This is a genomic window from Fusicatenibacter faecihominis, from assembly GCF_020686945.1.
GTDB classification, from domain to species: domain Bacteria; phylum Bacillota; class Clostridia; order Lachnospirales; family Lachnospiraceae; genus Limivivens; species Limivivens faecihominis.
Map to the genome: position 1 here is coordinate 1 of NZ_JAJEPR010000017.1, position 23,477 is coordinate 23,477.

30 protein-coding genes and 3 pseudogenes are annotated in these 23,477 nt (G+C 48.0%); 6 read left to right on the forward strand and 27 right to left on the reverse strand.

The features are described 5' to 3' along the window. Positions 1–143 precede the first annotated feature (143 nt). The 10 genes and pseudogenes from LKD71_RS10605 to LKD71_RS10645 form a co-directional block, all read right to left on the reverse strand. A complete protein-coding gene (locus LKD71_RS10605; protein WP_227615384.1) occupies positions 144–584 on the reverse strand; it encodes a hypothetical protein in 441 nt (146 codons plus the stop codon). Positions 585–1,182: 598 nt separating this feature from the next. After that, complete coding sequence (locus LKD71_RS18540) at positions 1,183–1,353, reverse strand: DUF6040 family protein (protein ID WP_227615385.1); 171 nt, start codon at positions 1,351–1,353, stop codon at positions 1,183–1,185. Positions 1,354–1,398: 45 nt separating this feature from the next. Further along, positions 1,399–1,527, reverse strand: coding sequence for a hypothetical protein (locus LKD71_RS18155; protein ID WP_255632982.1), 129 nt, complete (start codon positions 1,525–1,527; stop codon positions 1,399–1,401). A 157-nt stretch (positions 1,528–1,684) separates the two neighbouring features. Continuing rightward, a pseudogene (locus LKD71_RS10615) lies at positions 1,685–1,921 on the reverse strand (TnpV protein); the annotation flags it as partial. Between the two features lie 30 nt (positions 1,922–1,951). Next, complete coding sequence (locus LKD71_RS10620; protein WP_227615386.1) at positions 1,952–2,539, reverse strand: cytidylate kinase-like family protein; 588 nt, start codon at positions 2,537–2,539, stop codon at positions 1,952–1,954. A 13-nt stretch (positions 2,540–2,552) separates the two neighbouring features. Continuing rightward, entirely contained in the window at positions 2,553–3,920 is a 1,368-nt protein-coding gene (locus tag LKD71_RS10625) for an MATE family efflux transporter (RefSeq protein WP_227615387.1), read from the reverse strand. Positions 3,921–4,321: 401 nt separating this feature from the next. Continuing rightward, on the reverse strand, positions 4,322–4,543 hold the full coding sequence (locus LKD71_RS10630; RefSeq protein ID WP_227615388.1) for a hypothetical protein: 222 nt from the start codon (positions 4,541–4,543) through the stop codon (positions 4,322–4,324). Positions 4,544–4,874: 331 nt separating this feature from the next. Then, positions 4,875–5,054 carry an alpha/beta hydrolase family protein gene (locus LKD71_RS10635; protein WP_227615389.1) on the reverse strand — a complete coding sequence of 60 codons (180 nt, stop codon included), beginning with the start codon at positions 5,052–5,054 and terminating at the stop codon, positions 4,875–4,877. Positions 5,055–5,245: 191 nt separating this feature from the next. Next, on the reverse strand, positions 5,246–5,443 hold the full coding sequence (locus tag LKD71_RS10640; protein WP_227615390.1) for a hypothetical protein: 198 nt from the start codon (positions 5,441–5,443) through the stop codon (positions 5,246–5,248). Next, a complete protein-coding gene (locus tag LKD71_RS10645; RefSeq protein WP_227615391.1) occupies positions 5,409–6,185 on the reverse strand; it encodes a DUF134 domain-containing protein in 777 nt (258 codons plus the stop codon). Before LKD71_RS10645 ends, LKD71_RS10640 begins: the two co-directional genes overlap by 35 nt. 147 nt (positions 6,186–6,332) lie before the next feature. On the opposite strand from LKD71_RS10645, the gene LKD71_RS10650 reads away from it, so the two are divergent. Next, on the forward strand, positions 6,333–6,821 hold the full coding sequence (locus LKD71_RS10650; protein ID WP_178047353.1) for an HD domain-containing protein: 489 nt from the start codon (positions 6,333–6,335) through the stop codon (positions 6,819–6,821). 45 nt (positions 6,822–6,866) lie between these two features. On the opposite strand, the gene LKD71_RS10655 is transcribed toward LKD71_RS10650, so the two are convergent. The 6 genes and pseudogenes from LKD71_RS10655 to LKD71_RS10680 all read right to left on the reverse strand — a co-directional run bounded on the left by LKD71_RS10655 (position 6,867) and on the right by LKD71_RS10680 (position 11,951). Beyond that, a complete protein-coding gene (locus LKD71_RS10655) occupies positions 6,867–9,005 on the reverse strand; it encodes a M26 family metallopeptidase (RefSeq protein ID WP_227615392.1) in 2,139 nt (712 codons plus the stop codon). Between the two features lie 88 nt (positions 9,006–9,093). After that, positions 9,094–9,405 (reverse strand): annotated as a pseudogene (locus LKD71_RS18545) (diguanylate cyclase); the annotation flags it as partial. 14 nt (positions 9,406–9,419) lie between these two features. Next, complete coding sequence (locus tag LKD71_RS10665; protein ID WP_227615393.1) at positions 9,420–10,757, reverse strand: MATE family efflux transporter; 1,338 nt, start codon at positions 10,755–10,757, stop codon at positions 9,420–9,422. Next, positions 10,747–11,199, reverse strand: coding sequence for a MarR family winged helix-turn-helix transcriptional regulator (locus LKD71_RS10670; RefSeq protein ID WP_178047350.1), 453 nt, complete (start codon positions 11,197–11,199; stop codon positions 10,747–10,749). Before LKD71_RS10670 ends, LKD71_RS10665 begins: the two co-directional genes overlap by 11 nt. Positions 11,200–11,341: 142 nt before the next feature. Beyond that, positions 11,342–11,518 carry a hypothetical protein gene (locus LKD71_RS10675; protein WP_227615394.1) on the reverse strand — a complete coding sequence of 59 codons (177 nt, stop codon included), beginning with the start codon at positions 11,516–11,518 and terminating at the stop codon, positions 11,342–11,344. A 13-nt stretch (positions 11,519–11,531) separates the two neighbouring features. Next, positions 11,532–11,951 (reverse strand): hypothetical protein, encoded by a 420-nt coding sequence (locus LKD71_RS10680; protein ID WP_227615395.1) that lies wholly within the window; start codon positions 11,949–11,951, stop codon positions 11,532–11,534. A gap of 146 nt (positions 11,952–12,097) precedes the next feature. On the opposite strand from LKD71_RS10680, the gene LKD71_RS10685 reads away from it, so the two are divergent. Further along, a complete protein-coding gene (locus LKD71_RS10685) occupies positions 12,098–12,574 on the forward strand; it encodes a helix-turn-helix domain-containing protein (protein WP_227615396.1) in 477 nt (158 codons plus the stop codon). A gap of 65 nt (positions 12,575–12,639) precedes the next feature. Here the strand turns inward: LKD71_RS10685 and LKD71_RS10690 are convergent, their stop codons facing one another. Together LKD71_RS10690 and LKD71_RS10695 are read right to left on the reverse strand one after the other, a co-directional pair. Continuing rightward, a complete protein-coding gene (locus tag LKD71_RS10690) occupies positions 12,640–13,518 on the reverse strand; it encodes a PHP domain-containing protein (protein ID WP_178047346.1) in 879 nt (292 codons plus the stop codon). 14 nt (positions 13,519–13,532) lie between these two features. After that, entirely contained in the window at positions 13,533–14,270 is a 738-nt protein-coding gene (locus tag LKD71_RS10695) for a GTP pyrophosphokinase (RefSeq protein WP_178047345.1), read from the reverse strand. 229 nt (positions 14,271–14,499) lie between these two features. On the opposite strand from LKD71_RS10695, the gene LKD71_RS10700 reads away from it, so the two are divergent. Together LKD71_RS10700 and LKD71_RS10705 are read left to right on the forward strand one after the other, a co-directional pair. Next, positions 14,500–15,189: a YjjG family noncanonical pyrimidine nucleotidase gene (locus tag LKD71_RS10700; RefSeq protein WP_227615397.1), complete on the forward strand. Its 690-nt coding sequence runs from the start codon at positions 14,500–14,502 to the stop codon at positions 15,187–15,189. Between the two features lie 23 nt (positions 15,190–15,212). Further along, positions 15,213–15,431, forward strand: a pseudogene (locus tag LKD71_RS10705) (sodium-dependent transporter); the annotation flags it as partial. 77 nt (positions 15,432–15,508) lie between these two features. Here LKD71_RS10705 and LKD71_RS10710 read toward each other — a convergent pair. From LKD71_RS10710 to LKD71_RS10725, 4 genes are read right to left on the reverse strand one after another with little or no spacing between them, the layout of a single operon-like run. Continuing rightward, complete coding sequence (locus tag LKD71_RS10710; protein ID WP_178047342.1) at positions 15,509–15,715, reverse strand: hypothetical protein; 207 nt, start codon at positions 15,713–15,715, stop codon at positions 15,509–15,511. Beyond that, entirely contained in the window at positions 15,712–15,984 is a 273-nt protein-coding gene (locus LKD71_RS10715) for a hypothetical protein (protein ID WP_178047341.1), read from the reverse strand. The genes LKD71_RS10710 and LKD71_RS10715 overlap by 4 nt, the downstream gene beginning before the upstream one ends. Further along, positions 15,963–16,109, reverse strand: coding sequence for a response regulator (locus tag LKD71_RS18700; RefSeq protein ID WP_349194987.1), 147 nt, complete (start codon positions 16,107–16,109; stop codon positions 15,963–15,965). Before LKD71_RS18700 ends, LKD71_RS10715 begins: the two co-directional genes overlap by 22 nt. Further along, complete coding sequence (locus LKD71_RS10725; RefSeq protein WP_227615398.1) at positions 16,106–16,246, reverse strand: hypothetical protein; 141 nt, start codon at positions 16,244–16,246, stop codon at positions 16,106–16,108. The genes LKD71_RS18700 and LKD71_RS10725 overlap by 4 nt, the downstream gene beginning before the upstream one ends. 156 nt (positions 16,247–16,402) lie before the next feature. Here LKD71_RS10725 and LKD71_RS10730 point away from each other — a divergent pair, with 156 nt between their 5' ends. Together LKD71_RS10730 and LKD71_RS10735 are read left to right on the forward strand one after the other, a co-directional pair. Beyond that, the gene (locus tag LKD71_RS10730) at positions 16,403–16,921 is read left to right on the forward strand and encodes a hypothetical protein (protein ID WP_227615399.1); all 519 of its coding nucleotides are present in this window, start codon (positions 16,403–16,405) and stop codon (positions 16,919–16,921) included. Continuing rightward, positions 16,918–18,618, forward strand: coding sequence for a carbon starvation CstA family protein (locus LKD71_RS10735; RefSeq protein ID WP_227615400.1), 1,701 nt, complete (start codon positions 16,918–16,920; stop codon positions 18,616–18,618). Before LKD71_RS10730 ends, LKD71_RS10735 begins: the two co-directional genes overlap by 4 nt. Before the next feature lie 189 nt (positions 18,619–18,807). Here LKD71_RS10735 and LKD71_RS10740 read toward each other — a convergent pair whose 3' ends face one another. From LKD71_RS10740 to LKD71_RS10760, 5 genes are all read right to left on the reverse strand, one after another. Beyond that, entirely contained in the window at positions 18,808–19,032 is a 225-nt protein-coding gene (locus LKD71_RS10740; RefSeq protein WP_178044699.1) for a hypothetical protein, read from the reverse strand. Positions 19,033–19,047: 15 nt separating this feature from the next. Further along, positions 19,048–19,590 (reverse strand): phosphatase PAP2 family protein, encoded by a 543-nt coding sequence (locus tag LKD71_RS10745; protein WP_227615401.1) that lies wholly within the window; start codon positions 19,588–19,590, stop codon positions 19,048–19,050. An 87-nt stretch (positions 19,591–19,677) separates the two neighbouring features. Beyond that, entirely contained in the window at positions 19,678–20,802 is a 1,125-nt protein-coding gene (locus LKD71_RS10750) for a metallophosphoesterase (RefSeq protein WP_227615402.1), read from the reverse strand. A 15-nt stretch (positions 20,803–20,817) separates the two neighbouring features. Continuing rightward, the gene (locus LKD71_RS10755; RefSeq protein WP_227615403.1) at positions 20,818–22,170 is read right to left on the reverse strand and encodes an MATE family efflux transporter; all 1,353 of its coding nucleotides are present in this window, start codon (positions 22,168–22,170) and stop codon (positions 20,818–20,820) included. A gap of 29 nt (positions 22,171–22,199) precedes the next feature. After that, positions 22,200–23,474 (reverse strand): chloride channel protein, encoded by a 1,275-nt coding sequence (locus LKD71_RS10760; RefSeq protein WP_227615404.1) that lies wholly within the window; start codon positions 23,472–23,474, stop codon positions 22,200–22,202. Positions 23,475–23,477 lie beyond the last annotated feature (3 nt).

The following is a 23,477-nucleotide window of genomic DNA, read 5'->3' on the forward strand; positions in this document are numbered from 1 at the left end:
TTGAGCAGATATGCTCAGATGTGCAATTCATCTCACCACCTGAAGAGGTGGGAGAATTCTTGCTACATTTGTTAAATAATGCAGTCCCTTTACAGCGGTGATAAAATATAGTGTAGGAGATGATAATATGCTACACAATGAAGCTAAGTCGGAATAATAAACTTTCCATTGAATGCAAAGGCACGGCGCATTTCCATCCAGGACTTGCCTTTCTTTTCTTCAAAAACTCTACGGAACTCCTCCGTTTTTCCCTGCTGGTCAATATAACGCTCCATCATGGCAACTTTCAGATTTTCTCCGTAAAATCCCAGATGGTTATAGAACATCTTCGCAAAAACACGAAGTACAGCTGTCTTATCTTTATTGCTGAATCCCTCAATATCAATATTAAACAGAATTGTCTCTGTTGTTCCCTTTGTAGCACGGTCAATCAGCATAAAAGTTGCCGGATCGTCCTCAAACTTTTTACGGAAACGTTCTACACTCCGAATACCTTTTACCTCTTTATTTTCCCGAAGGTAGGAAAGCATTTTCCGAAAGTGAGATTTACCACTTCCAAAGAAACCGGAAATCCAAACACCCATATCGGCTGGTCAAAAGCATCACCGTAATAATTGAAGAACGTAATGAAGTGTTTCTTCAATTCTCTGGTAATGACATATTCATTTAACTCCTGCTCGATTACATCATCAGCAGCCTGATCTACTTTAATTACACCATTGATTTTGCGGTTGATGTCATCTCATTCTTTTGGCCGGAGTATATACCGGATTATATCGTGTTGATGACAGCGTAAAAGAGCTTGGAAGAACACTGCTTATCGTATTTGCCTTGTATGCTCCGGTCAAGGTAGAAAATATGATACTTGACGGAAGCATTATAAGAAGTGGCGGTAACACCAAAATCATTATGATTATTGATATTGTTGGCACATGGTGTATTGGACTTCCCCTGTGTCTGCTTGCAGCATATGTATTCAAGTGGGGAATTGTTGGTGTGTATACATTGCTTACCACGGAGGAATTATTCAGGCTTGCTGTATCGTTAATTATCTTTAGAAGGCGTAAATGGATAATTAGTTTATGCTGATTTACTTCTTGCGGGATTTTTACTGCATTTTTAATTTCTAGGCTGAATGGCATTCTTTGCTGTTCAGCCCCTTGTCTATTTAGCAGCATGGATTCAATTGCATGTCAGGGACGCCCGGTACACTCTGAGCAACATGATTCCCATATTGACAAACACAAATAACAGGATCAAATTCACAGGTAGATACCCTCTGATTACACCTCCAAGCACTGCTATCCCTGAAAGGCTTCCAATCAAAAACATTTGTGAAATTTCGTTCCACATTTTTTTGTATTGTCACTTTCCTTTGTAATGTTTTAGGCAAACTCATTATACATCAGAAAGCCCTGTACGATATTTTTTATGAAAAAGTTGTAAAGTGGTGTTTTCTCTGATCAACGCATTTATTTCATCATAAATGTTATCAATATTATCTGCTATTAGTATCTCTATTTTCATTATCGATTCCCTTCTATAACTTGAAATGCCAAATTGACATTTCAAAACAATCCCAACCGCTTACTGTTATATTACCCTATTTTTCTCATTATGCCTACTGCTATTTCATGTTCACATATAATAATGAGGTCGCAATCCACGACCTCATCACCTTCATTTAAACATAAATCCATTCCTTGAGTATAATCTCTTCCGCAATCGCTCTGTGCTGGTTGGCTGCTCTTACCCATACCATCTGATCTACTTCTTTGTCTGGCAATGGTTCTTTTTCTTCTAACCGCTTTAGAATTACCTCTTCCCGTTCTTTGGCTGCCTTGTCTACTTCCAGAAGATGCTCTCTAATGGTGTCCTGCAGGAGCATGACCTGATACAGAGAATTTTTATGGTTCTTCAGATTTTGTGAACTCTACAAGAGATGCATATTTTACTTCACACACTCCATAATGATTGCTTCACATCTGTCATATCCGAGTTCAGAACTGTTCAGGCACAGTGTGTAATTGCTGGCTTTTCCCCATTTCTGCTCGGTATAAAAGTTATAATTTGCCAGACGTCTTTTATCCGTATCTGCCATCATTTTTACAGCTTCCTGCCCGCTGACATTATATAGGCAGCTGATCCGCTGCATTTTTTCCGGCATATTGCCGTGAATAAAGACATTCAGTACGTCGTCCCGGTCTTTCAGGATAAAATCTGCATTTCTTCCGATGATCACGCACGGTTCTTTCTCTACCAGTTCCAAAATCACCTTTCTCTGTGCCTCATATACGATATCTTCCACCGATTTTCCCGTAATGTCACGCCCGGCAAGCGCATAGGCAAACAGGCCTTTTTTCGGAGATAACTCCGCGTTTTCCTGAATGTATTCCGGTGACAGCCCGGACTTTTCTGCAATCTCAGTGATGACATTTTTGTCATAATAAGCCATTCCGAGCTTCTTTGCTACCTCTTCACCGATAAAGCGTCCGCCGCTTCCAAATTCCCTACTGATTGTGATGATTTTTTTTGCCATCTCTGACGCCCCCTTATTCCAAAACATTGACCTTATTTTTTCTGGTTTTCTTTAAAAATACATAGCCCACCAGACACGCAAGTACCTCTGTAATCGGGAAGGCCCACCAGATCAGGGAAACTCCCATCTGGCCATTTCTCACAAATATAGAAAAGATTCCTGCCAGCGGTAAGATGAGCACCATCTGTCTCAAAAGAGAAATAACCAGTGATTCCACACCCCCGTCCAGCGCCTGATAAATTCCCTGATAAGCCACATTGACTCCGGCAAACAAAAAGCTTAACGAAATCACTCTCATCGCACTGATAAAATATTCTCTTGACTGTCCGGCATTAAACAGCGTTGCAAACGCTCCCGGGAAAATCTCCGTGATTGCAATGCCCAAAATCATCAGAGCGATCGTATAAATCAGCCCATATTTGATTCCATCCTGAATTCTCTTTCTGCTTCTCATTCCGTAGGCGAAAGCAATGACCGGTGTAATCGCATCTCGAAGACCGAAGGCCAGGAAGAGAACAAACTGCTGTACCTTATAGAAAAGACCATAAGCTGTCTGAGCTGACGGATTAAACTTCAGGATCAGGTTCATCACATAGACCATAAAGGACATCAAAGCCTGTGCGATAATGGCCGGAAGTCCGATTGCATAGATTTCTTTTATAATGCCTGTATCCGGCTTCATGTATTTCGCATCATGTTCAAATTCCCTGTTCATTTTGATATGGAAAAGGAACAGCAGCACTGCGGAGGCCACCTGACCAATTACCGTTGCATAGGCGGCGCCTTTTACGCCCATTTCCGGGCACGGCCCCAACCCGTAGATCATAATCGGATCAAGAATAATATTTACAACTGCTCCGACCACCTGGCCGATCGTGGAGTAGAGGGAACGGCCCGTTGCCTGCAATAACTTTTCAAACAGGGAAAAGAAAATAATTCCAAAAGAGAGCACGCAGCATATCCTCAGATAGCTGGTTCCCATCTCCAGCACTTCTGCATCCCCTGTCTGAGATGCAATATATGCTTTCACTCCGAAAATGCCAAACAGCAGACATACCACATAAATAATCACGCCAAGAAACAGACTGTTTCCTGCTACTTTTGCCGCCTTTTTCCTTTTTCCCTGTCCAAGTGTCCTTGCAAGAAGTGCATTGGTACCTACGCCGGTTCCGATTCCCACTGCGACCATCAGCATCTGCACCGGAAATACCAGAGTCAGGGCATTCAGCGCCGCTTCACTGCCCACTTTCATATTTCCTACGAACGCGCTGTCCACAATGTTGTAGACCGCCTGCAAGGCCATGGATAAGATCATCGGGATTCCCATCTGAATCATCAGCTTATTCACCGGCATGTCTTTCATCTTGTTACTTTCTGCCATTTTGTTTTCATTCCTCCCTTTTATTTTTGCATAAAAAAAGTGCAGCCCTATCGCATAAGTAAGTTGGACTTACGCTGATAAGCTACACACTTTTTCATGGCAATTATTATATTTCCTGATTTTCAAAAAGTCAAACAAATTTTTTCTTGCATTTTCTCTTCTTTTTCGTTTATAACATGCCCGAAGAAAATAATAATCATAACAAAAGCCGTTTTGTAAAAGCGTGAAATCTTAAGGATTTACTTGTCCTTACAGATTTCACGCTTATTTTTTTGCAACGCCATAAGGAGGTCTTATGAATTCCAGAAACTCACTTAATCCCGTTTTTCCTTTGTTTCATACACTTTAAAACCGGTTATCTGAAGCACCAGACATATTTCTCTTTTTACTAATCGGCACTTTTATTCCGTAAAAGTATAACGTACAAAAGAGCCTTTATTATCTCCTGTTACAATTACAACATCTCCACTTTCATTATGTGCGGATTCCAGGACCGGAAATCTTCCATTTTCTTTTACATAAGCTTCCGGACTCTCTGCTTCTGCTTCAATCAAAGTTTTCTTGCTGTATTTTTCTCCTCCACACGGATTTATTTCCTCAACAAAGATTTCATACTCATGCATACACGGTTCCTCCTGAGATTCATTTTCCAAAACGAGCTACATTAACTCTGATCGGAACTCTCTTTTCTGTTCCTCGCTTTATTCTATATGTAATATAACATATAGTTTTATCACTGTCAACCCCCGAGTGCTAATTTTTTGTGAAGCATTGTGATTCAATACAAATTCTTTTTTATAAACCGGATACGTTTTTCCATGATCTGCTTAATAAGCGGAGTTTCCTGCGCAATATCATATCCATGCATAGCCCGTGGAATTTCATGTAAGGTGACAGGAACTCCTGCTTTTTTCAATTTTTCCGCATAGTTCACACCTTATCATGAAGACAGTCCTATTCTGCTGTCTCGATACAGGCACTGGGCTGTCCTATAAGGGAAGGAGCTTCTGCCAGCGACAAATACGGGAGCTTTGATTCATCAAGATCTTTCACATACATTTTCAGATATTTTCTCATATCTTTGCTGTTGCACATAGGCGTATCTGTATATTTCCAGTAGCTCTGAGTAATCATTCTTCTGTCCGTTTGGATTTTTAACTGTTTTTCATTTTCGAGAATCCATTAATTTTAAATACAAACCCGCCGCCATGGATAAAATAAAGGCATGGCAGATTTTCCGAACAATTCCGGGGTTCATAAATAAGAATTCGGATTTTTTTGCCATCCAACGCGGTATCCATTTGGTGGTTACATGGACAGATTTGTCATCCTTTTTCTGGGAATACAGAACACCCATCAGCTTTTACAGAATCCGGACAACTCCCTGTAGAATTTTTACTGTACAATCTTATCTTATACCAAAAAAATATCCCTGCCTTCCAGCTTTTCACAACTGAAAGACAAGGATATTCATCAATGAACATTTCTTCAATGGCCACTGCAACCGTTTTTATTCTCGCCACAGTGATGCTCTCCGCAGGAATGCTCGTGTGCATGATGGCTGCAGCGTACTTCCGGATTATAATTCAGGTTTCCGCTTACGAAACGGAGTACCGCTTCATCTGCATCCCCGCTTACGCCGCCGAACAGCTGAATTCCGGCAGCTGCAAGTGCTGCCTGGGCTCCGCCGCCGATACCGCCGCAAATCAGTACTTCAACGCCTGCATTCGTCAGGAAGGAAGCCAGTGCTCCATGACCCTGTCCATTCGTATCGACAACCTGGGTCTGTTTGATCTCGCCATTTTCAACATCATACAATTTGAACTGCTCTGTGTGTCCAAAATGCTGAAAAATCTCTCCGTTTTCATATGTTACACCAATTCTCATCTCTTTTTCTCCTTTTCCCTGGATCTTATTTTCAAAGGCGGATCTGTCTGTTCTTTCACACTTCTGATTACAGCAAAATGGATCTCTGCCATCACAAAAGCAGTAATTCCCCCCGGAGATACTCAGTACCTTTCCGTGAACCAGGCTGTCCGCAAGCTTGTAACGTGCGGATTCATATATTTCCGTAACGGTCGTTCTGGAAATCCCCATCTGCTGGGCGCACTGTCCATGCGTATATTTCTTCAGATCAACCAGACGGATTACCTCATATTCATCTACGGTCATCGTTATTTTTTCGCCTGTCGGTATCCCTTCCGGCCTGAAGCTATCATAAGCAGGTTCTATACAGATTCTTCTGCATCTTGTCGGTCGTGCCATCTTGTCTCACATCCATTTCCGTCATATGTCGATAACAATTATAGCACCAGTTGTATTCACATGCAAGATGCATTTCGTGATCTGACGCTTTCCATCCGTGAATTTTAGGAGTACAATACTGATAAATAATTACTGAGGAGGATACCAATGAAGATTGCTGAGATTCTGAAAAAAATGATTACCTTTTCCAATGGAAACATCCACGACATCGACCACCTGATCAAGGTCTGGACCTATGCCAAAACCATCGGCGAGCTGGAAGGGCTCGATCCAGAGACACAGTTTGTTCTGGAGGTTGCCGCCATCACCCATGACATCGCCTGCCCTCTCTGTCGTGAAAAATATGGAAATGCCAATGGAAAATATCAGGAAATCGAAGGCGCACCCCTGGTAACAGAGTTTCTTTCCGATACGGGAATGACCACCGAACAGATCAGCCGCGTGGCTTATCTGGTGGGCCACCATCACACCCTTACTGATATTAAAGGAATGGATTATCAGATTCTGATCGAAGCCGACTACATCGTAAACGCTTCTGAGAATGGATACAGCAAAGAAAATGTAGAAAATTTTGTAGAAAAGATCGTGAAGACACAGAGTGGCAGGGAGCTCACTCGCGCTGTCATGTCCTGTTGAAACCAAGGGGACGGAGTTTTTGGCACAAACTCCGTCCCCCTTGGCTCATTCAATATCCGGAAGCTCTGTGTTTCCAATTCCGCGCTCTGTATTGTAAGTACAGTTTTCAAAATTCACGCTGTACCCATTCGTACAGGAGCAGTCTCCCAAGATTCCGCCCATGCTTGCCTTCCAGTATGTTTCTGCTGCTTTCTGTAAGTCTTCTTCGGTTACACCGTCTCCTTTCTGCGGTTCCTCATAGCTGAGAGCTCCGGTGTTCACACAGTTGCTGATCCTGACAAGCGCGTCTTTTTTGTTGATTTCCTGCCCATCCGGCTTATCCGCATCAACGGACAGCATGACTGCTTCACCGATTCTGCCGACGATTCCGCCGCCCATAACAGACAGGGTAAAGAGGCTTGCGTCTTCTTTTTCGCCATCGTCATTTTCTGTCTTAAGCTCATTTTCCTGCATGACCCATGACTTCGTGAAGGAAATCGTTCCACTGTTCTCGCAGCTGTCGATGGTTGTCTGCGTCTGCATAAAACCATCCACTGCAAGAATACCGCCGATATAACCATTCGTAGTCGTGGAAGAGAGATTTCCGCTGTTCTTACAATTCTGAATGTTAAAAGAAGAACCCGCTTCATCTGTTTTATAATAAGCGGTAAAGCCTGCGATTCCTCCCACATTTCCTTCGGAACTGATATCTGCCGTATTCTCACAGTCTTCGATATTCAGCTGCCAGTCATCTCCCATATTTGCCGTGTAGCAGAGAATACCTGCGGCATTCTGCCCGGATGAGGTGATCGTTCCATGATTGACATTGCCTGAAAGAAGCATATTTCCTTTCTGCATCACCAATTCATAGACGATTCCGGCGCCCTCTCCTTCTGTAAAATCGGTTTCATTTGTACAGCCGGCAATCGTGAGCGTGTTATCCGCCTTAACTCCTATATCTGCTGCAATTCCGGCATAATAATGATTTGCCGAAAATACCTTTCCTGTATTCTTGCAATTCTCAATCGTTACTGCATATCTAGGATCTGACAGATCTACAGTACCCACGATTCCGCCTGTATTGGCACTGTCAGACATAACCGTTCCGGTATTTTCACAGCCACTGAGCACACCGTCTTCTCCCAGAACAGCCACAACAAAGCTTCCTGCAATTCCTCCTATGGACAAAGCCGCAGTTCCCAGTTCTTCTCTGTCTTCCGCTGCCGCTTTTGCTTCCACAGTTCCTTCATTTGTACAACCTGTGATTCTGGCCGAGTTTGAGCCTGCAATTCCCCCTGCTGCCAACGCAGACTGATAGCCGTTTTCAATCTCTATCGTTCCCTTGTTTACACAGTTTATAATTCCTTCGAAATCATCCGCGCTCTCATCACCGGTGCCAACTACCGCAGATGAAAAATCTCCCGCAATTCCTCCGACATAAGCCTGGCCGCTCTGACTATTTTGCAGATTCTTCGCTGCACTCACGCTTCCGCTAAACTCACAGCCACTGATCGTACCTGATGCACTTCCTGCAATTCCACCATAATAGCCGTCATACCCAATCAGCGTTCCATCCACGGTACAGTCAAGGATCTGCGTTTTCGATGCCATGCCCGCAATTCCACCCACTCTGGAACTGTCCCCAGATACTTCAATATATACATTCGTCAGATTCAGATTTTTAATCGTCCCCTGGTACACATCTGCGAACAGTCCGCAGTAATCAACGGAAGCGTCCGTATTATTTTCCTCGATATCTCTGTTCAGATACAGGCCGCTGATCGTATGGCCGTTTCCATCAAAGACACCGGTAAACGCCGCCTTTGTTCCGATCGTTTTCCAGTCATAGGACGGTCTCTGTTCTCCCCAGTTTTCATAATTGGAAACATCATTCAGGCTGATATCGGCTGTCAGAATGTAATATTTTCCCCGGTAATCACTAAGGGCATCCTCTGCCAGAAGCTCTGCGAGATACTGCAGTTCCTCCGCCGAGCTGATCTCATAAGGAGAACTTTCACTTCCGTCTCCGCCCGCAAATGCAAAGGCGGCCTCCCGATATACCGCTTCCCCAATATCCCGATGCTGATGTTCGTATTTCTCCAGAATGCTTTCTTCCTGCACCGTATCATCTGCTTTGACAAAAGGCCCCGTCAGCGTAGTCAGAACGCTGAAGCAGAGCACTGCTGCTATCCATTTCTTTTTCATCTTCTTCTCCTTGTATAACAGATTTTTCATATGCACTTATTGTACCAAGCCGCTAGCGCGGCGGCTAGCCCTAAATACAATAAAATCACTACTTTTTCATCAGCTCCGCGGTTTTCACTGCGATCTCTCTTCCACCGGGAACCATCCACGGAACAACGCCAACGCCATCCGGAAATACTACCGGGCACTCAGTCGCGGATTCCCACAATTCTCTCGTAAATACTTTATCATCCAGCGGCAGCACAAGGGTCAGCGCGATGACAATAAATTCATCTCCGCCGAAGCGGTCCACGAAATAGCGGAGCGGAACGACCTTCCGAAGAAGTTTTGCGAAGTTAAGGATCATAATGTCTCCCATCTCATGGCCCAGGGTGTCGTTTACCTTTTTCAGATCATTCAGGAATTCCTCTTCTTTTATTTTCGTTCTTTCTTCTCCAGATACAGGAAAAATCCCACATTCAGAATAATACCCACAATCGTTGAGATCGGGGCAGCGAGACCGATCTTGGTCAGGCTGGCGTTGGGCTGGATACTCATGAAGTAGGCCAGCGGCAGGCGGACCAGAAGAGTCTGGATCAGGCCCTGGGTCATAACCCAGACGGTCTTGTTGTTTCCGTTGAAATAACCTATCATACTGAAAAGAACCGCCGTCACAAGGGTCTCCAGAGCGAAACCCTTCAGATAATCATAGCCATTCTGGATAACGGCTGTCTCCGTGGAGAAAAAGCCTGTCAGCATATCGCCCTTCAGCATGATGAGTGCGAAGACCAGGCAGCCGACGGAGAGACCCACGCCGATACCGGTAAACATGGACTGTTTCGCACGTTTTGTCTTTCCTGCTCCCACGTTCTGGGAAACGAAGGAAGCCATGGACTGCATCAGAGCGCTGGGCACCAGCATGGCGAAGTTTACGATCTTGCAGGCAACGCCGTAACCGGAGGAGGCCTCCAGTCCCAGACGGTTGACGAAAGCACAGAGCGCCAGGAAAGAAACCTGGGTCAGAAATTCCTGAAGTGCCAGCGGCAGACCGATCTTGAGGAACTTTTTGCACTGGGAATTCAGGCAGAAATCCTGCTTTGTGATCTTAAACGGCAGTTTCTTCTTTATAAGAAGCATGACCGCAAAGACCACGCTGAGAGCCTGGGCCAGAACCGTCGCCACGGCCGCTCCTGCCGCATCCATATGAAGACCAGCCACAAGAATCAGGTCGCCGATGATATTTACGATACAGGCCACCAGCACGAAAAGCAGCGGTGACTGGCTGTCCCCTAAACCACGGAAAATGGCGGACAACAGGTTATAAGCCACAATGAAAAAGATACCGCTTCCGCAGATCCTCACATAGGCGGCAGTAAGATCCAACGCTTCCTCGGGGGCCTGCATCAGTACGGAGATGGGTCGCGCCAGGCTGACCATCACCCCAAAAAGAATCACAGAGATGATCGTGAACACAACGGCGGATCCGCCGATAACGGCTCCAATCCTCTCCGGCTTCTTCTCTCCGAGATAGCGGGCAATCAGAACCGTGATACCCATGGCAAACTGAATCACCACGAAAGTCACCAGGTTGAGCACCTGGCTTCCGGTAGAAACTGCGGAAAGACCTGAGGTGGAACCGAATCTTCCCACCACCAGAAGGTCCACTGCGCCGTAGGCCGCCTGCAGAATCAGCGCACCCAGAATCGGCATCATAAAAGCAACGAGTTTTTTCAAAATACTTCCTTGAGTAAAATCTGCCTTGTCATTTGTCATAACGACTCCTCCTCTCACACATGATCTCATAAAATTTTCCGATCGTCTCAATCATACAGTCTGCTTCTTCCTCGGAAATACCGGAAAGCTCCCGGGAAAGTGTGCCAAAATAGAGCTCGTCATATTCCCTGGAAAGCGCTTTTCCCGCTTCCGTGACAGAGATATAGGTCACACGCCCGTCATCCGGAGACGCGAGTTTCTTCAAATAGCCTTTTTTCTCCATCTCCTTCACCGTTCTGGTGACTCCGGGTCTTGGAAGACTCATGGCAGCACTGATATCAGAGACTTTCACCCGAATGCCCTGTTTTTCCAGTGTCTGGATCTTCTCCAGATACTGGATGTAAGACGGCATGACTCCCTCCGGCAGAGGCGGGAGCAGATCCCGAATCCGTTTTGCCTGATAGCAGGCATCGAGCATCCTCTTGATTTTCTCACTGGTCATGTCATGTACCCCTCTTGATAGTTACCTTTGTTAATTACCAATGATAATTATATGAAAATCTCCTGATTTGTCAAGCCTTTCTTTTCCCCGTCGCATAACAAAAAAAGAGGCACAGTCCGGAAACTGTGCCTGCATAAAAATTTTACCAGCCGCCATGGTGATGATGGTGGTGATCATGATGACAGCAGCCGCCATGATGATGAGGCGGGCCGAAAAATGGGTCATGATGATAAGGACCATGATGGTGATAATAATAACGTCCGCGGCCTCCGCTGCCAAGTGCCATGAGAACAAAAATAAGAATGATGAATGATAACATATCGTTTTCCCCCTTAATAACGTTTCAAGTTGCTGAGTATCTGTTCTACCTGAGGGATGGCCTGCTCAACCTGGCTCCTCGCCTCGTTGATCTTCGACTGAACCAGCCAGTCGGCAACGACACCGTCCCAGAAGAAATCGGCGAAGGTAAGAAAATCGCCGCAGTTCAAAGATAAATCGGTGTTCACAGTCACGTCCCGGAGCTCTTTCTGGAATTTTTTCAGATCGTATCTGGCCTGCTCCATCAGGCGGGACGCTTCGTCCATCTTGGAATGTTTGATGAGGCTTACAAAAAAACCGCCGCCAAGCAGGTCTGCGATTCCCCAGTTGCCGGCTTTCCGAAGCTCTTCTTTCGCTGCCCTGAGGCTGTACAGTGCGTTTTCACCGGCCTCGATGGCTTCTCTCATTTCTTTTTCTATGTTGTAACCTTCCATTTTCTTTTCCTCTTCTTTCTCTTTCATGATATAATAAATTCGTCTGATGTGACTATTATAAGAAATCCCGCCGTGAAAATACACCGCGGCCTTCGCAGAATAAAACCTCTTATTCCGCAGAAAATACAAAATATTAAGGGGACGACATGGGAAGAAAATCAACCAGAGAAAATAAAACGATTTACCAGAAACTCCGGGAGGAAAACGACCTCACCCGGGAAAAAGCAGCCGAACTTCTGGAATTTATCTCCGAGGACCGCCTGGAGCGCATCGAAAATGAGAAAAGCGAACCCGCGCCGGAGGACGTGATCCGCATGGCGGAGGTCTACAAAGCGCCGGAGCTCTGCAACTACTACTGCTCCCACGAATGTCCCATCGGCCGGAAATACGTTCCACCGATCGAGATGACGGAGCTTCCCGCGATCATTCTGGAGACCGTGGCCTCCTTAAATGCCGTTTACCCTCTGACCAACCGGCTCATCGAGATCTCCCGGGACGGACAGATCTCTGAGGACGAGAGCCCTGATTTCTCCAATATCCAGGAAAATCTCGAGAAAGTCTCGCTGGCCATCGAAGCCCTGCAGCTCTGGGTGGAAAAAGAAGTGCAAAAAGCTGACTCCTAAGAGCCAGCTTTTTTGTCCGAACGTTCTGAATCGTCCGCATGAGAAGCCTTTTACCCCCTGTTTTGTCATTCATTCAGCCGTATTACCCGGCTCCAGGCCATTTTTCCCTGGGCATCAGTGACCTCCGCGCGGATAAAGTTTTCCCAGGGCTGTACATGGCACACGGCTTTTGTAAGACCCTCGCCCCTGTGGCAGCGCTCCGGCGCCCAGACTGCATTGGAAAAGAAGGAAATCCGACTGACAGGCGAACAGATCACTGTCACCTCATTGTTTTCCCGTCTGATATGAATCTCCGGGCCCTGGGTCGCGTAGAATTTTTCCTCTTTGAGTGCTTTTAAAAGCTCTTCATCGGAAGCATTTTCTTCCGCTTCCAGCATGATCCAGGCCTTCGTCTCATCACTGCCGTTATAAAAATGGGCATCATCATCTGCAATCAGCGGATAAAAGAGTCCCTGGCAGGCCGCCGTATCCACAAAATCTCCGGAATAAGGGCGTGAAGACTCTCCGGCGTCCGATACGGAATTATAAATTTCTGTGGCATCCACACCGGAAAGCCGGGCTGCCTGCTGTGCCGTATTCAGTGACCAGGCCGGATGAGCAAGAACCGCAAGGCCTTTGCAGCGATGCACCTCGTCAATGATTTCCTGTGGTCCTGCTGTCTCTGTCAGAGCCGGTTTGCTCTCGCAGCCGATGCCCAGAATATGGAAAACATTGCCGCATCCGTCTCCGCCGCCGATATTGTACTCTGCTCCTGACAAAATACGCAGGCCTGCAATCCTTCCACTATCCAGATGATTCCAGTGATCTGTAATGGCGATCACATCATAACCGGCCTTCTTATAAATCTCTGCGACCTCCTCCGGCGTCTTTGCGCCATCGGAACGTGTCGTGTGTGTATGAAGATTGATTTTTAAACGATTCACACCAAATAAATCTTTTTTCATTTTTCTGCTCCTCTCTATTCTTCTCCGTCGCCATTGGCTTTGATGATCATATTCCGGATGTCCTGCATCCGTTTGTCCAGCTCCGCACTCTGAATGGAGCAGTCGTAAAGCTCTTCCTGAATGAGCTTTTCCTGCTCGGCGGGAATGTTCTTTTTATAACGAAGCTTGTGCTCCAGGCTCGCCCAGAAGTCCATGGCGATCGTCCGAAGCTGGACCTCCACATAGACGAACTTCTTTGTTTTCTGTAGAAAAATCGGCACCTGGACGATGAGGTGGAGGCTTCGGTAACCGCTGGGCTTGGGCTCCTTGATGTAGTCCTTTTTCTCAATGAGGATAATATCATCCTGCCTTAAAAAGCTCTCTGCAATCTCATAGATGTCCTCGGGGAACGAGCAGATCACCCGGACTCCGGCGATATCCCGGATATTTTCCTCGATTGACTCCAGGTTTATGGGGATATTTTTTTTGCGGATCTTTTTCAGGATACTTTCATAGGATTTTACCCGGGTCTTGATCCCCTCAATGGGATTCCGGTCGTATTCCAGGGAATATTCCTGATTCAGCACCCGGAATTTCGTCTCGATCTCCATGATCGCGCACTGGTAATAAGACATCAGAAGATCCATGGGTTTCTTATTTTTCTGAATCATATTCAGAAACTCATCCGACAAAAGGCTTTGACGGACAAACTCATCCCGTCTCTGATCCAAAAGTTCCCGTCCCTGTTTTTTTAAAACTTCCAGATTTCTCATCCTCTCTATTCCTTTCGTAACCTGTATACAGTATTTCCTCCCGGACCCGTTACGATGTCCGCTTCTTCTATAATGAAATTTACTCCTTTTGCCCTGATCTGTCAACGTTCGAGCTTTTTCCTTGTGCTTTTGTCTTTTCAGGGTTATAATCGCTGGGGAGGGTTGCCGCGCTGCGGATAGGAGCGTCGGCAGAAAATTTCCACTGAGAAATCAACAGGAAGGAGAAAGAATGATTACAACACTTCTATGGGATGTGGACGGCACCCTTCTGGACTTCATCGCTGCAGAGAAAGCCGCCATCCGAAAACTTTTTAGGGAATATCATCTGGGCGAATGCACCGATAAAATGCTTGCCCGTTACAGCAAAATTAACCGTTCCTACTGGGTAAAACTGGAAAACGGCGAGATGACCAAACCGGAGATTCTGGTTGGCCGTTTTCATGATTTTTTTGAGTCCGAGGGCCTGGATGCCTCCATCGCTGCAGAATTCAATGAAAAATATCAGGACCGGCTGGGGGATGCGGACTCCATCGTCTACTGCGACGACAGCCTGAATCTCATCAAATCCCTTCAGGGAAAAGTAAAACAGTACGCCGTCTCCAACGGCACCATCTCCGCCCAGACAAAGAAACTGAAACTCTCCGGCATCGGCGAGCTTATGGACGGGATTTTCCTCTCTGAGCAGCTGGGCTATGAAAAACCGAATATCGAATTTTTCAACCAGGTCTTTGATGCCCTTGGCCCCGTGGATAAGTCAGAGGTTCTGATCGTGGGCGATTCCCTGACCAGCGATATCCGCGGCGGAAATAACGCGGAGATTCTCACCTGCTGGTACAATCCCAACCACCTTTCTGCTGGCCCGGAATACCGGATCGACTATGAAATAGAGGATCTGCACGAGATTCTGAAATTACTTTAAACACTTAAAAGGAAAATTTTTTTATGGAAAAGAAATCAAGCAAATTTTCCGGTCAGATCGGCTTCGTGCTGGCTGCTGCCGGCAGTGCCGTAGGTGTCGGAAACCTCTGGCGTTTCCCTTACCTGGCTGCAAAGGACGGCGGCGGGCTTTTTCTGGTGATCTATCTGGTCCTGGTACTGACCTTCGGTTTTACCCTACTGACCTCAGATATCGCCATCGGACGCCGCACCGGTGATGATGCTGATTTTGTTTTTGCAGTCTACGGGGATTTTGTTTTTATATATCTTTTTTTATCTTGCCCTCCGGTAAATTGCTGTCGTCACGAAGCCTGATTGAAAAGCTCACTCAAAGTTTCCGCTTTTTCTTCCAGTACTTTCAGGACATATTTGTCAAAATGGCGTGCGTCCTGGGAGGTGTTGCCGAACTCATAGGTTTCCTGGCCGTAGTCCATGACGTCGAAGCCGAGCGTGGCCTTGCTGGCTCCTTTGACCCGGTAGGCGGCTGCATCTTTGAGCGTGAAGCTCACGTTTCCATCCTCGCAGGAAACCCAGCTGCTGATATCAGTTCCGGAAGCCTCTTCGGCGTCCCCGTTGACTGTCTGTTTTTCCGGGCTGCCTTCGTGATCTCTGCTGCTCCTTCCATGTATTTTCCATACATCTCATCGATATAAAGCGCCAGGGATTCACTGAAGATTTCGGAAGGCACATGCCCGCCGTCCCACTGCCATTCGAGCTTCGCATCGGTTCCGCTGTTCAGCGAGGCAATCTGCAGATTCATGGAAGCAAAAAGCGACATATTTCCCTCGGAAGCTCCACCCGCGCCGTCATAAAAAGGACCGGCGTCGCGATCTTTTTCTCCCGCAACTTTCTCACCAGCTGGAAACCGTCCAGCCCCGGCAGCATCACATCCGACAGGATCACATCAAAATTTTCATTCTGCGCTTTTTCATAACCCGAAAGGCCGTCATGCAGACCGTAACTGCAAAACCCTTTTTCTGAAACCAGTCCGACAGGATATCCGCAAGTCTTATTTCATCTTCCATCACCAGAAGTTTCATGATTCTGCCCCTGTTCCGTTTTTTCTGTACTTTAACACAGGTTTTTAAAAGAGTAAAGCCTACGAAAAAATGTTATTGCCTTTTTCGTCTTAATGTGCTATCGTGATAAAGTGCAATTTTGAGAATTTCCATCGAAAAAGGGAGAAAAAAGAGTTTATGTCAAAAGAAGAAGTGCTGGAAAGGGTCCTGCGTTCCTATATGGCCTACTATGATGTGGAACGGGAGACGCCGGAGGAGCCTTTTGCAGCGGAAGCAGCCTTTCATTCACACAGCAGCACCTATTTTCTCACAAAATCCGCGACCATCGGCGAGGCAGAATCCAACGAATATGTATTTTTTGCCCTTGCAGACCGCCTGGACGAGGAACTTTTCCGGAAATTGGACCATGCCGCCTGGGAAAAAGGCCTGGCGAGGGTGAAACCTCACACCAATCACCGGAATACCGATATCTCCCTCGTCGTTATCGCCTCTTCCGTCACGGAAGGCGCGGAAAATCTGGCCCGCAGGCAGAAACATTACAAGAGTTACCGCCTGAGTCTTCACGGGTTCAGCCATTATCGTCTGATTGTTTTAGATCTTTCCAATGAAAAAACGACCTGTAACCGGCAGGGACATCCCATGAAAAAGATCTTTAGCAAAATATTTACCTTGCAAGAAAAGGAGAGAAAAAAATGACAGCGATCCTAATCATCGTAGCAGCGATCGTACTGCTCCTGATCGGCTATGTCGGCTATGGTTCATGGCTTGCAAAGCAGTGGGGCATCGATCCGAAAAAATCCACTCCGGCTGTCGAAATGGAAGACGGCGTGGACTATGTTGCAGCAAAACCGGCAGTCCTTATGGGACACCACTTTTCATCCATCGCGGGAGCCGGCCCTATCAACGGACCGATCCAGGCCGCAGTTTTCGGCTGGGTACCCGTATTCTTATGGTGCATCATCGGCGGAATCTTCTTTGGCGGCCTGCAGGACTTCGGTTCCCTGTTCGCATCCCTTCGCCACAACGGAAAATCCGTAGGTGAGATCATCCGCGATTCCATGGGAAAAAGAGCCCAGAAGCTCTTCACGATCTTTGCACTGCTGGTACTGATCCTCGTTATCGCATCCTTTGTCAATGTCGTTGCAGGAACCTTCATGAGTGACGGCGGTTTCGGCGTTTCCACCGCTCCTACCGGAAACCAGACCACCGCTATGATCTCCCTTCTGTTCATCGTTCTTGCCATCATTTACGGATATATCACAAACCGTATGAGCGTCGGCACTCTGCCCGCAACCATCGGCGGCATCATCGGTATTGTTGCCATCGTAATCCTTGGCCTGAACTTCGGTTTCGTTATGAGCCGTACCGCCTGGATTGTTACCATCGGAATCTACATCGCTGTGGCTTCCCTGGTTCCCGTATGGATCCTTCTGCAGCCCCGTGATTACCTTTCCAGCTTCCTGCTTTACGGTATGATGCTTCTGGCTCTGGTTGGTATCTTCGTAGCCGCAGCTACCGGCCGTTCCAACTTCAACATCCCCGCTTTCACAGGCTGGAATACTTCCATCGGAACTCTGTTCCCGGCACTTTTTATCACCGTTGCCTGTGGCGCCTGCTCCGGTTTCCACAGCCTCATTGCTACCGGTACTTCTTCTAAGCAGCTGGACAATGAGAAACATGCAAAGCCCATCGCTTACGGTTCCATGCTGATCGAATCCGCTCTCGGTATCGTAGCCCTGATCGCTCTCGGTATGGTTTATGACAAATACACCGGAGGCGCTTTCGGAGGCCCGCCCGCAGCTTTCGCAGCTGGTGTCGCTACCATGTTCTCCGATGAAAACTCCGGCACTTACAACACAATCTACGCCCTTTTAACCCTGGCCGTTTCCGTATTTGCCCTGACTTCTCTGGACACCGGAACCCGTCTGGGCCGTTTCCTCTTCTCCGAGCTTTTCCTCAGAGAAAATGAGAAGAGCTGGAAAGATGCCACCGGAGTTCGCCGCTTCCTGGCTCATCCGATGGTAGGTACCACCTTCCTGGTTGTCATCGGCTGTATCCTCGGCGGACTTTCCTTAAGCCAGATCTGGGGCCTCTTCGGAGCAGCCAACCAGCTGCTGGCCGGTATCGCTCTTATGGCAGTCTGTGCATGGCTGGGACAGGCCGGTAAGAACAACAAGATGTTCTATGTCCCGATGGTATTCATGCTCGCAGCTACTCTCAGCAGCCTTTTCATCACCGTTAAGAAAAAACTCGTGATGATCAGCGCAGGCGAAGCCCTCTGGGGCGACTGGTTCCAGCTTCTCTTCGCCGCAGCCATGGCGATCCTGGCGATCTTCCTGGTAGTCGAAGGAATTCAGACCTTCAAGAAACAGAAAGCGCTGAAAAAAGCTTAAATTTTACGAAAAAGGCTTGTCTCACAAATCGTGAGGCAGGCCTTTTTTGCTGTCAGTAAAACCGAAACTAAATCTCATCACCGCCTACCAAAAAACAACCCATCAGCAACATTGCGATTTCTGCCGCCTGTGAAACCGAAGGCAGAAACGCAATGTTGCTGATGGGCGTCCGGGAATCCATTCTTCACTCTATCTCCTGGAAAACACTCCCATCCCCAGTGCCACAATCCCCACAATCACCAGCACCGGCAATGCAAGCGCCACAAATCCAGCCACCACGAGCACAATCAGAACAACCGGCAGCACCACGAGAGTACAGACCACCTTCGTGAGCCCCCAGGCCGCATGAAACGCAAAGCCGATCAGCTTTCCGAAAATCCCGATCATCAGAATCGTAAACAAAACACTAAGCATACTCATTTCCTCCTGTCAAGCAGCCGCCCGGCAATTCTCTCTTTTTGCCATGAGCCAGAGAACCAGCCGGCTTCCCAAATATCCGGCAATGAGTCCCAGGATCAGTCCACCCAGCACGTCCGTCGGATAATGTACATACAGATACAGTCTTGAAAAAGCAATCAGCACAGCCAATACCAGTGCCGGTTTCCAGAGCTTCCTCTCCCCGGCCATGAAAAGCGCAACGACCGACGCAAAAGAAGCGGCGGTGTGTCCGGACGGGAAAGAATAATCCACTGGCTTACTCACCAGAAGCTGCACCGCTGTATTCACATCATAAGGCCGGATTCTGGCTACCAGAGGCTTTAAAATCACATTACAGAGGAGAGCATCCACAACCAGCGCCCCTGCCAGGATCAATCCGCCCTTTCTCGTCTTCGGGATCAAAAGCAGAACCGCCGCCAGAAGGATCCACAGAATCCCCGCGTCCCCAAGCCTCGTAATCAAACACATAATCTTGTCCAGAACCGGCGTATGCAGTTTCTGCAGCCAGTCCAGAATCTGAATTTCCATTCCCATATTCTTCACTTCTTTCCACTCTTTTTTCCTATTTTATCATGCTCCTTTAAAGAAGTTCCTGTATTTTTCCTAAAGAAATCCTAAATTTTAAGCTTCCCCCTGAATGTCAATGAGCACATACTCGGACCGGCAGCCGGTCTTAAACTTGATGGCCCAATCAGAGATACCGGACGTCACAATAAAATTCGTATTCTCCCTCTTCTCATAGCCGTAGACCTTGTCATCCCCGCCCAGAGCCATAAGATTCTCAAACTGCATCAGCGGGAACAGCTGACCGCCATGAGTGTGGCCGGAAACCACCAGATCCACGCCGGAAGCTGCCTGAGCCTCATAGTCACAGGGCTGATGATCCATAACAATGGAAAAATGAGAATCGTCCAGGTCTGCCGTCAGCGTCTCCATATCTACCCGTCCCTGTTTTGCTTCCTCGGAACGGTCCCCTCTGCCGACAATGTAGATCCGGTCGTCAATCAGCTCATTCTCATCCTGCAGAACATGAACGCCGTTGGCCTCCAGCTCCGCCACAAGATCATCCCCACTGTAGCCCCGGTAATCCGGAGAATAATAACCCTTGTCATGATTTCCGAACACATAGTAAACGCCATAGGTGGTCTTCACCTGCCCAAGCGCCTCACAGCAGCGGATCATATCCTCCTTCGTGGTATCATCGTCCACAAAATCCCCTGCCACCAGAAGGACATCTGGATTCTGCTTCTCGATTTCCTTTAAATGCTCCGCAAAGCCTTTTCCGTGGAAGGTGGTTCCCGTATGGGAATCCGAGATCAGGGCGGCCCGGAAATTGCCAACCTTCTTATCTGTAGTGATCGTATAGGTTTTCTCCCAGACGTGATGGGCCTGATACCAGCCCGCACCAAGATAACCGATGGTAAAAAGAACAACCACCACTCCCGCATAATACCGCTGGAACTCTCCACCCCTCTTTTTCCGGACGAGAGCGAAAATCCCCTCGCTCACCAGCCAGAAAACGATGAGATGCAGAAGAATAATTACCGCATTTATAAAGCCCCAGAGCAGCCAGAAAAAAGCTACAGCTCCCGTAATCACGGCCGTGCTAAGAAGCGTCGCCTTCTTTCTGCTGCCTCCGGCCAGCTTTTTCATAAACGTAAATTTTTGTATCCTCGTGATGAGATATACCATTCCCGCGATCATCGCCACAAACAGGACAACCATCAGGACCGCCCATAAAATCATAAAATTCCTCTTTTTTTATTCTGTCTCAGCAGAGCTGTAAGTTTTCGTGATCTTTTTCATACGCATAATGTATACAGGTACCAGCGGAATCAACGCGGAGATCCAGGCTCCCGGGTCACAGAGGGAAATTCCCAGGAAACCTAAGGGTGCGGCCAGAACCGTTACCATGATGCCCCGGGCTGCCAGCTCGAAGACGCCGCCCAACATGGGCACCAGCCCGTCTCCCATTCCCTGAAGCGTGTTCCGGTAGATGAAAATGGAACCGAGAAACGGATAGCACCAGGCCGTCGCATGGAAATATTCATCACAGATGGCCTTGATCTCACCGGTGGGATCAGCAACAAAGAGTCTTGAAGCCGTACCGCCCCAGATAAATACCGCCAGACCGCAGACGATTCCGGCGATGATTGTGATAACCTGGGTGATCCGGACACCCTGGCGGATCCTTTTAATCTTTCCGGCGCCCATGTTCTGGCCCACATAGGTAGCCAGGGTCACTCCAAGAGACGGGAACAGCAGCGTCACAATGTTGCAGATCTTTCCTCCGGCGGAAAAAGCCGCAATATAGGTAGCTCCCAGCAGATTGACTGCCGCCTGCACCATCATCGTACCAATGGCGGTGATGGAAAACTGAAGGCCCATCGGAAGACCCATCATCAGAAGTCTTCCCGCGCTGCCCCAGGAAAATCCCCATTCGCCCTTCCGGATCTTAAGAATCTCATATTTCTTCTTTACATAGAAGAAGCAGGCCACAGCGGAAACGACCTGGGCGATGACGGTGGCATAAGCCGCTCCCCGGACGCCCAGCGGAATCACGGTGATGAGCACGATATCCAGAATGATATTCAGCACCGAAGAAATGATCAGGAAGATCAGCGGGGTCCGGCTGTCTCCCAGGGAACGGCTCACAGAAGAAAGCATATTGTATGCAATCGTGACCGGAAGACCTGCATAAATGATCCCAATGTAGCCCGCCGTGTCGTCCAGAATGGTATCTGGCGTATTCATCAGCTTTAAAATTCCCCGGTTGGCCAGAAGAAGACCAGCTGTCATCAATACAGCCATGGCTACACAGAGGTAAAGGGACATCACCGTGTAGTGGCGGAGTCTTTTTTCATCTCCCGCCCCGAAGCTCTGGGCAAGAAGGATGCCGAAGCCTCCCGTCATACCCGTGATCCAGCCAAAGACCAGGAAAGTAAGCGTTCCGGTGGCTCCCACCGCCGCCAGGGCATTGACGCCCAGGAAACGGCCCACGATGATGGAATCCATCAGGTTGTATACATTCTGAAAAATGTTTCCCAGCAATACGGGAATGGTAAAGAAAACGATCAGCCGAAGAGGGCTGCCTTTTGTCATGTCGTTCTGCATAAAATTTTTCTTTTCTCCTCAAATACAAATCATGTTCTGGTTTTGCGATTTACAAATTTTGCTTTGTATTTTGAATACAGGATCGTCTGCTCCTTATAAAGACCATAGTAGCCGGAGGCCGCATAACTGATGGAGACAGCGATGAGATAAAAAGCCACACCCTCAAAGCCGAAAAGCTCAAAGGCGATGAGAATGGAAGTCAGCGGGCAGTTGGTCACGCCGCAGAAGACTGCCACCATTCCGGCAGCCGCGCAGATGGACGCGGGCATTCCTAAAAAGTTTCCAAGCACGCAGCCAAAGGTTGCACCGATACAGAAGGAGGGAACGATCTCGCCGCCTTTAAAGCCCGCCTTCATCGTGAGGGCCGTCAGCACCAGCTTCCAGAAGAAATCCAGAGGTCTTGCCTCCCCCTCTTCCACAGCCTTCGTGATGAGACCGGTGCTGGCTCCCATATAATCTGTCGTGTGAAGAAGCAGGGTGATAACGATAATCAGGGCACTGGCCGCCACCACCCGGATGTAGGGATTTTTCAGCCATTTTTTATAGCCTTCCGTCACGCCTTTTAAAGCCAGGCAGAACAGGATACTGACCACCGCACAGCCAAGGCCGATGAGGCCGATCTTGATTCCGGTCTCAACAGTCAGAGCCGGGATCTCGCTCACATGGAAGACTTCCGGATGGATCCCCATGCCTGCGGCGAAATTACTGGCGATCAGGGCAGAGATCACACAGGGCACCAGAGCGGTGTAATACATGACGCCCACGCTCACCACTTCCATTGCGAAAACAGCCGCCGCCATCGGCGTTCCAAAAAGCGCTGCAAAAGCCGCGCTCATGCCGCACATGACCATGACGTGCCGGTCTTCCTTGTCCAGGGGCAGCCACCGGCCCAGCTGGTTTCCGATGCTTCCACCCAGCTGGATCACGGCTCCCTCGCGGCCGGCAGAACCGCCGGTGAGATGGGTCAGCGCCGTGGAGACAAAGACCAGTGGAGCCGCGCGAAGGGGCACATCGTCTCTCGATGCGATCGTGGCAAAGACCTGATTGGCTCCTCCATCATTCTTCCAGAAGGTCTGATACAGGAAGACAATGATCAGGCCGGCCACCGGAAGCAGGAAAAATACCCAACCGTTTTCCTGACGGAAGCTGGTCACTGCTGTGAGCACAAAAGCAAAAAGTGTGCTGGCTCCTCCCACCACACAGCCGGTCAGAACCGCAAGGAGAAGCCATTTTCCCAGGCTTGTCACATTTTCCCGGATCTGGTCCAGATAAAAGACAAAGCCCTCTTTCAATTCTTTTTTCATGTT